The following is a 520-nucleotide window of genomic DNA, read 5'->3' on the forward strand; positions in this document are numbered from 1 at the left end:
GCGTAGAAGAGCGGAGAGGTTCAGGCGGGTGGGCGTGCGGTGTCCCGCCGGACCGGTCAGGGCCGGTCGAGGACCCCACCGAAGTCGACGAACAGCGACTCCTCGACGAGATCGCGGGCCCACCCCGGCCGGACGAGGTCGCCGGTGCGCTCCACCTCGATGGTGGGCGGGTCGGTCCGCTCGACCAGCAGTAGTGACCGCGCATCGAATCCGTTGCTGCACCGGTACCGCACGCCGCGTGCCGCGGGCGCTGCGACGAGGATCGCGGTGCACGTCGTGCGGGTGCTGCCGTACTCGCGCCACGTGCAGCCGGTCAGCGAGTTGTTCTGGTTGAGCGCGGTGAGTCCGGGCTGGGTGTCGAGGACGGCCACGATCACGTCCTGCTGCAGGATCATCCGGCTCATCGACAGCTCGGATAGATGGGCGGCAGAGAGGATTCCCGACTTCGGGATGTCGGTGGACCGGAGGATGCCCTCGGCGACCACCGCGCCGACGCTCAGCCCGACGTACAGGTATCCGC

Annotated in this window: 1 protein-coding gene; it reads right to left on the reverse strand. The window is 69.6% G+C overall.

Translation table 11 applies throughout. The features are described 5' to 3' along the window. Positions 1-56: 56 nt before the first annotated feature. Positions 57-520 (reverse strand): hypothetical protein (locus tag AC1DYG_RS19235; RefSeq protein WP_477641460.1); only part of this gene is annotated, 464 nt, incomplete at its 5' end.

The sequence above is a fragment of the Pedococcus sp. P1_H8 genome (assembly GCF_056405175.1).